The following is a 7,359-nucleotide window of genomic DNA, read 5'->3' as shown; positions in this document are numbered from 1 at the left end:
GCATCCGCGCGCGCTCCCGGCTTCGCCGCGGCGGCGGCCTTCCCGAAGGCAGCCTGCGCCGCTTTGCGTCCGCGCGGCGAACCGGCTTTCGTCAGCGCCGCCTCGGCAGATTTTTCCTCCCCGGCCAGCGCCAGCCCGACCGTGACCAGCAGCACCGCCAGCGTCGGCGGCAGCACGGTCCACTGCCAGACGTCCGATATCCACGTTTCGTTGCGGCTGAACGCCTGCTGCAGCATTTTCCCCCACGAGGGGCGGTTCGCGTCTCCAATGCCGATAAAGGCCAGACTCGCCTCAATCGTCACCGCCTGCCGAAACGACAGGATGAACTTCGTGCGCAGCAGCGGCCACAGGAACGGCAGCAGGTGATGGCGCAGCACATAGAAGGTGCCGCCGCCGAACAGCCTGGACGCCTTGACGAACTCCCGCTCCTTCAACGACAGCACCGAAGCGCGGATCAGCCTCATGAAGGACGGCCAGGTCAGCAAGCCCAGCGTCAGGATCAGCTGCCAGGTGCCGCCGCCGGTGAACGAGGCGACGATCAGAATAAGCAGCAGCGGCGGCAGCACCAGCAGCATGTTGGCCAGCGCATTCAGCACGGGATCGAGCCGCCGGGAATAGCCGGCGATCAGGCCCAGCAGGCCGCTCAGCAGCGTGCTGAGCAGCGAAACGCACAGCCCGACCAGCAGCGTCGTTCTCGCCCCGTATACAAGTCCGCTGAACACATCCTGCCCCAGGGAGTTCGTCCCCAGCCAATGCCCGGCTGACGGAGGCAGGAAGCGGTCGGCGTCGATCTCGAAGGGCGACGAGGAGACGAGCAGCGGCCCTATGAGTGCGGCGACGGCAAAGAGCAGCAGAACAGCAAATCCGATCCAGCGCGCTTTGTTCATAGACTCTCCCCCCGTCTGATGCGAATGCGCGGGTCCAGCCGCGGGTAAATGAGATCCGCGAGCAGGTTCAGAAGCAGCACAGCTACCGTAATCAGCAAAAACAGGCCGTGCAGCAGCGGGTAGTCCCGCGCCAGGATCGCTTCCTGAAGCAGCTTGCCGATCCCCGGGTACGCGAAGACCGTCTCGGCCAGCACCGAACCGGCCACCAGTCCGCCGATGCGCATCACAATGACCGTGACCAGGGGCAGCGCCGCATTGAGGGCCACATGCCGCAGCAGTAGCGCCCGTTCCCCGATGCCCTTGGCCTCGGCAAATTCCACGAAAGGCTCCCGCCGTACCCGGATTGCCTCGTTGCGCATCAGCAGATACAGCCCGGACATATTGGTCAAGGTCAGCGTCAGCGTGGGCAGCGCTGCGTGCCGTGCGATATCCACGGCATGCCCCCACCAGCCGCTTGACCGCAGGAAGGCAGTCTCCGCCCCGCCCAGCGGCATGAGGCCCCATTGGACGGAGAGGATAATGAGCAGCAGCATGCCGATAAGGAATTCCGGGATCGCGCTGAGCGTCAGCATCCCGACAAACCAGCTCCGATCGCTCCGCCCCGGATGCCACCAGGCGGACAGCAGACCGGTGGCCAGGCCGGCCGCCGTCGACAGCACCGTGGATGCGCCCACGATCAGCAGCGTCCAGGGCAGATGCTCGGCGATCACCTCGATAACCGGTTGCTTGTAGCTGATGGACAGGCCGAAGTCAAAGGTGAACAGCCCCCGGATATAGCTTGTGAACTGGGCCCACAAGGAGTCGTCCAGATGGTAATATGCCAGCATCGCCTGCTTCTGGACCTCCGTCAGGAAAATCGCGCCGTCCTCCCCGCCTCCGGTCAAAAAATCAACAGGGCCCCCCGGCATAAGCCGAGGGAGCCAGAAGTTCAGCAGCAGCACGAAGATCAAGACGCCTGCATAGGTTAGAGCCTGTTTATTTGCCGCCATCGATGAACGCGACCTTGTTATCCCAAAGTGGAATGCCGTCCGCTATGCCGCCGTACGTGTTGAACCAGCCGTCGAACACATTTTTCTTATACATAAAGTAGAACGGGCGGTGGTACAGCACCAGCGTCGGCAGCTCCTCGGCCAGCACGTTCTGCAGCTCGTCCACGATCGCCTTGCGCTTCGTCGGGTCCAGCTCGGCCTTCTGGCTTTCGGCGAGCTTCTGGAATTCCGCATTGTCGAATGTCTTGCCCCGGGCGGCCAGCGTGTTGTTCGCCTTGCCCAAAAACCACAGCCGCAGGAAGTCCGGGTCTCCGCTCAGACCGATATGGCCCGTAATCGCCATGTCGTACTTGTTCTCTCCCATCGCCGTCGAGAACGTCGCCGCATCGACCTGCTGCAGGTTGAGCGCAACGCCGACCTTCTTCAGCATTTCCTGCATCACCTGAGCCTCGGGAGAGGTCGAGGAGACCATGACGTTCAGCTTCAGATCGGCCCGCACGCCTTCCGCGTTTTTCTTGTAGCCCAGCTCGTCCAGCAGCTGCTCCGCCTTCGCCGTATCATAGGCGTAGTTCTTCACCTTGGGGTTGTACCACGGCGAATCCGGAGGAATGATCCCGGCGTTGCCGACGATCGGCTCCCCGCCCGTCAGCTTGCGCGCCATCTCCGAGCGGTCGAGCGCATAAGCGATTGCCTGGCGGAGCTTCTTGTCCTTGAGCTGCGGATGCTCCAGATTGAAGGTGACGCGCAGAGCGCTTCCGGTAGGCGCGCTTTTGATTACGTCCAGCCCTTCCTTGGTCATCTTCTCCACATCGGCGTAGCTGAGGGAATAGCTGGCGTCGATTTCATCCTTCTGCAGCGCGAGCAGCTTGTTGGCCGGATTCAGGTAGGCGACCTCCTTCACCTTGACCTTGCCTTTAAAATAGCTGTCGTTGGCCTGGTACAAATATTGGCCCGACTTGGAGTCATACTCCTTCAGCGTGTAGGGGCCCGTGCCGACCAGCGCGGACGCGTCGCGGAATTCGACCGGCTTGTCCACCTTCTCCCAGACATGCTTCGGAATGATCGGCACGATGCCGACCAGATCGCTCAGGAAGGGCGCGTACTTCGAGTTAAGCTTGAACGCTACCGTGCTATCGCCGGTTTTGCTGACGGATGCGATCTGGCTGATGTCCCCGGTCCACATGAACGGGAATTTCTTGTAGTAATCGAAGCTGAAGACCACATCGTCCGCGGTGAACGGCTGGCCGTCATGCCATTTGACCCCCTGCTCCAGCTCGAACGTATACGTCAGCCCGTCGTCCGACACCTTCCACGATTTGGCCAGCCACGGGATCACGCCCTTCTCGTCCTTCCATGTCAGCGTATCGAACAGGAACGAGTTGCGCAGGAAGCCGGCCGGACCGGAGGCGCTGAACGCAAACGGGGACGGATAGCCGCTATTGCCCCATGCGAGGCGAAGCGAAGGAATTTGGACCGAAGCCGCGGCGTTCACGCTCTTAGCGGCATCGGCCGGCGATTTCGAAGCGTCGCCAGCGGAAGACGCCGGGGGCTGGCTGCCGGAGCAGCCTGCGACAACCGCCGCCAGGCAGATGAGCGAAGCGAAGGTACTGATTTTGGTGTGGAACAGCATGTCATACACTCCTCTTATTGGCTTTTATCGTAATCGTGTTGAGACGGCGCGTAGCCGTGGTCGCCTTCTGCCAGCCAGGGGAAAAATCCGTCCAGAAACCGCTCGGTGGCGGGCATGAAGTACGAGCCGTAATGAAACTCGGGGTCCAACGTTGTCATAATGAGCGTGCCCGGCGTCGTCACCTTGTCGATATACAGAATGGCTCCGTCGTTCCGGACGCTGATCAGCGTCTGCGCCCCCGCCGGCGGCCTGAAAATACCGTGATAGTGCCAGGTCGCATCCTGCAGCGTCAAATAGCGGAACAAATCATGCCCCGGCTCGTTCAGAACGAGTCCGCTGTCGGCCTTCGGATCGAGCCACCACCAGAAGTTGGTCGGCCTGAATTCCCAGCCGTGGCCGGGCAGCCAATCGAGCGGCTGCGCGCCGAACGCCGCTATCGTGCCTCCGCAATCGGCGAAGGCGCGCAGCTTGCCGGACGAGGCCGATACCATCCGCTGATGCAGCTGGGAAGGAATAAGCAGCACGTCAAGATCGTCCAACGACGCGCGGTGCAGCTCCGGCAAATAAATCAGCCGGTGCACATAAGTCTTGTACTTGGACTCCCGAAAAGTCCGGTGCTGATGCGCATTGCCTCCATAGAGCACCCCGATCCTTCTCATCCGTGTCCCTCCTTCCGGCCGATCCGGCCGATCTCCGCGCGCGCCCACGCTCTGAGCTGGCTTCCGATGCGCTCCGGCTTGCTCTCCGGGGGACCGTAGGTGAACAGGCTGTTCCCGGCATGGGCCAGTATCGTTCCGCCCGTGCTCATCCGGTCGATATAGGTGATTCCTTCCCCGCCGGGCAACGTCAACAGCACCTCCGCCCCGGGCGGAGGCGGGTTGTGCCCCCGGGCGAAGAACCCGGCCACTCCCTTGTTATACGTCAGCTCCTCGGACGTCAGCCCGGTAAAAATCGGGTGTGGCTTGTGGAACAATACCGTATAATCGAGGTGACTGCGAATGGTGCGCGGCACAAATAGAGAGCCGCCCGGCAGCCAATCGCGGAACAGATGGCCGCAGAAGATCAACAGCTTGCCCTGATCGAGAAAACGGCGGATCAGATCCCGCTGCCGGTACAGCCATTCCTGATCGGCGAAGGCATCGATCACCAGGCACGGATAAGGCGCAAGGTCCGTCTCGGCCAGCTTGTACTGGTCCAGTACGAAGCATTCCGGCCGGACCTGCAGCGCTTCCGCGCTTTCCATGCCGAAGAAGCAGCCGGAATCGAGAACGACAAATTCCGCGGCGCCCGCCTTAAATCCGTCCGCCCCGCTCATCCGATTTTCCGCACGTCCAGCAGTTCCTGCTCAGGCAAAGCCAGCGCCCGTTCGGCCAGTTCCAGCTTGAGCCTGCCGAATACCTCAGCATCCTGCTCCGTTGTCGTCCCTTCACGGCCCTTCTTCAGAAAATCATAAAATTCCCGCGGCAAAAAATGCTCCTTCAGCACAACCTCGACAGCTCCGGCACCCTCACCCTTGATCACGAAGGCGTAGCTCTGCGGACGGTAAGGATCGTATTGGCCGCGCGGATAGTCCGTATCCACCTGATAAGCCCCACGACTCACCGCCCGCGTGACATATTCGAACGCATCCCGAAAGCCCGGACCGGCATGCCCTGACACGACGGAGATCGCCTTGCGCTCGACCGCGCTGTCTCCATATAGCACGCGAAAGGCCGCCTGCTGGCTGCGAAAGCCGACCGCAACAGCCATCAGCGCCAGCTCGCCGTGATATTTGCGAATATCCTCAAACCTCACTTCCCATACATCCTTGCCATCCCGAACCTGTATTGCTGACATCTCATACACCCCTGTAGTCCCTTAATTTTTTGTACATGTGTATGGTAATACAAATGATAATGATTATCAATATCGACAAAATTCGCACCCGGCCATATCCCCTTGTCCCGGGCGGCTTGGCACGCTATTATAAAATTATTGAATGGATACGTAAGAAAACTGAATAGTGATCTTCTTCAAATTGCCGCCGGAGATGCGCGAGCTGATCTGTAGCGCGAATGTGATCAACAGCTGCCACCGGCAACTCTGCAAGGTTACGAAGGGCAAGATCAACTCAATTCGACATATACGTAAAGCGCCTCCTGCCATCTTTCGGCTTGAGGCGCTTTATGTTATTTATCCTTGGACTAGTGCTGTGACGATGTTATTTTTAAAGAATAGGCAATCATGAGAACCAGAATGACGAAGGACAATATCAAATTTTCCATGGGATGATCACGGTTAACAATAATAAAACGCAGGGTACCTGTTATACCAATGTATAAAAGATAACGTATAGGAAAATGGTAATTCTCTCTAAAATATTTGACGATCATAGACACAAAAGCAAAATAAAGGAAGAAAGCGAGTATCTCCTGTAAAATAATATGAATGTCCAGAGTGGTCTGGATCGTAGATAACAGAATAATCCATAGTTCACGGATCATTAAAAACGTTAAAATGATACCTAGAAGAATTAAGGAACCGTTAAGTATAAATTGGAACGTATTCAAAATCCGGTTGTTCATGTAACCCTCCACGTGTTTACCAAGGCCATTCGCTACCTTGATGATCTTCTAATAGGAGAACATCCACGTACGTCCCTTTTTCATATCCTCTTGTACCCCCTGAAGAACAATCAGCGCATTGGCTTCTGCTAATGAAGAAACAGCACTGGACTTGTCAAAACCGGTTGGGGAAACAATCAGTGATCCTTCATCATACGTGAGTTTTGCTCGTACGAACCTCATAAATGGATTAGGTTTTGGAAAACTTTCTCCTAGAATTGCTTTTACTTTTTTCAAATGCGGTTTTCCATGAAATAAATAAGTGCGAACGATCGGACGTACAAATAACTCAAAGCCAACGTAACAAGCTGAAGGATTGCCTGACAACCCGAATAATAATTTGTTATCTAAATGCGCTACGGTCGTCACGCTTCCTGGACGCATGGCTACTTTGTTAAAAAGAACGGCTGCCCCTAATTTTTCATAGACAGCCGGCAAATAGTCATAATCGCCTACCGAGACGCCCCCGGTTGTAATTAACATATCTACATGACTTAATGATTCTTTCACTGCGGAGCAACACATATCCAAATCGTCATTAAGTTTTCCGAAGTATTTGGCTTCTCCCCCAGCTCTTTGGATTTGAGAAAGAATCATATACGTATTGCTATTTCGAATTTTCCCCGGCTTAAGCGGCTCATTTACATCAAGAAGCTCACTTCCAGTCGCAATGATTCCGATGACTGGTTTTCTGGCAACAGGTACTTGACTATAGCCAAATGTAGCAAGAAGGGCCATGATCCCCGGATTTATGTAAGTACCTCTCTTCGCTAGAATCATCCCTTTTCGTGCTTCTTCACCTTGAAATGAAATGTTGTCTCCATGTTTAAACGACCTTTTAATCTCTATATAGGCTTGACCGTCCTCTTCAAACGGGCGTGTTAATTCAAGCATGACAACGGCGTCGCAGCTTTTCGGAATTTCCGCACCTGTCATAATGCGGACCGCTTGAAAGGGTCCAACCTTATCACGGTATACCGAGCCAGCCCCGATTGTACCCGTGACTTCGAAGGTAATTGGATGGTCCTTGCTTGCCCGAACCGTATCCTCGGATCTAATCGCAAAACCATCATAAGGAGAACGGTCAAAGGACGGAATATCATGATCCGCCGCCAAATCTTCAGCTAAATAACGCCCGTCTGCCAATTCAAGGGCAACCATTTCTTTTAAACCAAAACTGGCATATGCCATCAGATTACGAACGGCTTCTCCTACTGGAATGGGTGTCCTTCTCTCTACCATTTCTCTCA

The 7,359-nt window shown here is 56.3% G+C and carries 7 protein-coding genes and 1 pseudogene; all 8 read right to left on the bottom strand.

Annotated elements, in window-relative coordinates:
* Positions 1-887 (bottom strand): ABC transporter permease (locus PVA01S_RS25925; protein WP_164751986.1); only part of this gene is annotated, 887 nt, incomplete at its 3' end.
* Entirely contained in the window at positions 884-1,876 is a 993-nt protein-coding gene (locus tag PVA01S_RS25920; protein WP_127610760.1) for an ABC transporter permease, read from the bottom strand. The genes PVA01S_RS25925 and PVA01S_RS25920, both read right to left, overlap by 4 nt.
* Positions 1,863-3,506: an ABC transporter substrate-binding protein gene (locus tag PVA01S_RS25915; RefSeq protein ID WP_054797067.1), complete on the bottom strand. Its 1,644-nt coding sequence runs from the start codon at positions 3,504-3,506 to the stop codon at positions 1,863-1,865. Before PVA01S_RS25915 ends, PVA01S_RS25920 begins: the two co-directional genes overlap by 14 nt.
* Before the next feature lie 14 nt (positions 3,507-3,520).
* Positions 3,521-4,165 (bottom strand): hypothetical protein, encoded by a 645-nt coding sequence (locus tag PVA01S_RS25910; RefSeq protein ID WP_127610758.1) that lies wholly within the window; start codon positions 4,163-4,165, stop codon positions 3,521-3,523.
* Entirely contained in the window at positions 4,162-4,821 is a 660-nt protein-coding gene (locus tag PVA01S_RS25905) for a phosphate starvation-inducible protein PhoH (RefSeq protein WP_127610756.1), read from the bottom strand. Before PVA01S_RS25905 ends, PVA01S_RS25910 begins: the two co-directional genes overlap by 4 nt.
* Positions 4,818-5,342, bottom strand: a complete 525-nt coding sequence (locus tag PVA01S_RS25900; RefSeq protein ID WP_127610754.1) for a hypothetical protein — start codon at positions 5,340-5,342, stop codon at positions 4,818-4,820. The genes PVA01S_RS25905 and PVA01S_RS25900 overlap by 4 nt, the downstream gene beginning before the upstream one ends.
* Positions 5,343-5,689: 347 nt before the next feature.
* Positions 5,690-6,070 (bottom strand): phosphate-starvation-inducible protein PsiE, encoded by a 381-nt coding sequence (locus PVA01S_RS25895; RefSeq protein WP_127610752.1) that lies wholly within the window; start codon positions 6,068-6,070, stop codon positions 5,690-5,692.
* Positions 6,071-6,086: 16 nt separating this feature from the next.
* Positions 6,087-7,351: pseudogene (locus PVA01S_RS25890) on the bottom strand (molybdopterin molybdotransferase MoeA).
* Positions 7,352-7,359: the final 8 nt, after the last annotated feature.

Origin of the sequence: Paenibacillus validus NBRC 15382, from assembly GCF_004000985.1 — a bacterium.
GTDB lineage: Bacteria > Bacillota > Bacilli > Paenibacillales > NBRC-103111 > Paenibacillus_G > Paenibacillus_G validus.
The sequence above is the reverse complement of the archived record's forward strand: the minus strand, read 5'-3'. Positions and strand labels throughout refer to the sequence as shown.

Bases quoted from the DNA above. Each gene is read 5' to 3' on its own strand.
- PVA01S_RS25905 (WP_127610756.1), bottom strand. From the start codon at position 4,821: ATGAGCGGGGCGGACGGATTTAAGGCGGGCGCCGCGGAATTTGTCGTT.
- PVA01S_RS25900 (WP_127610754.1), bottom strand. From the start codon at position 5,342: ATGTCAGCAATACAGGTTCGGGATGGCAAGGATGTATGGGAAGTGAGG.
- PVA01S_RS25920 (WP_127610760.1), bottom strand. From the start codon at position 1,876: ATGGCGGCAAATAAACAGGCTCTAACCTATGCAGGCGTCTTGATCTTC.
- PVA01S_RS25910 (WP_127610758.1), bottom strand. From the start codon at position 4,165: ATGAGAAGGATCGGGGTGCTCTATGGAGGCAATGCGCATCAGCACCGG.
- PVA01S_RS25915 (WP_054797067.1), bottom strand. From the start codon at position 3,506: ATGCTGTTCCACACCAAAATCAGTACCTTCGCTTCGCTCATCTGCCTG.
- PVA01S_RS25895 (WP_127610752.1), bottom strand. From the start codon at position 6,070: ATGAACAACCGGATTTTGAATACGTTCCAATTTATACTTAACGGTTCC.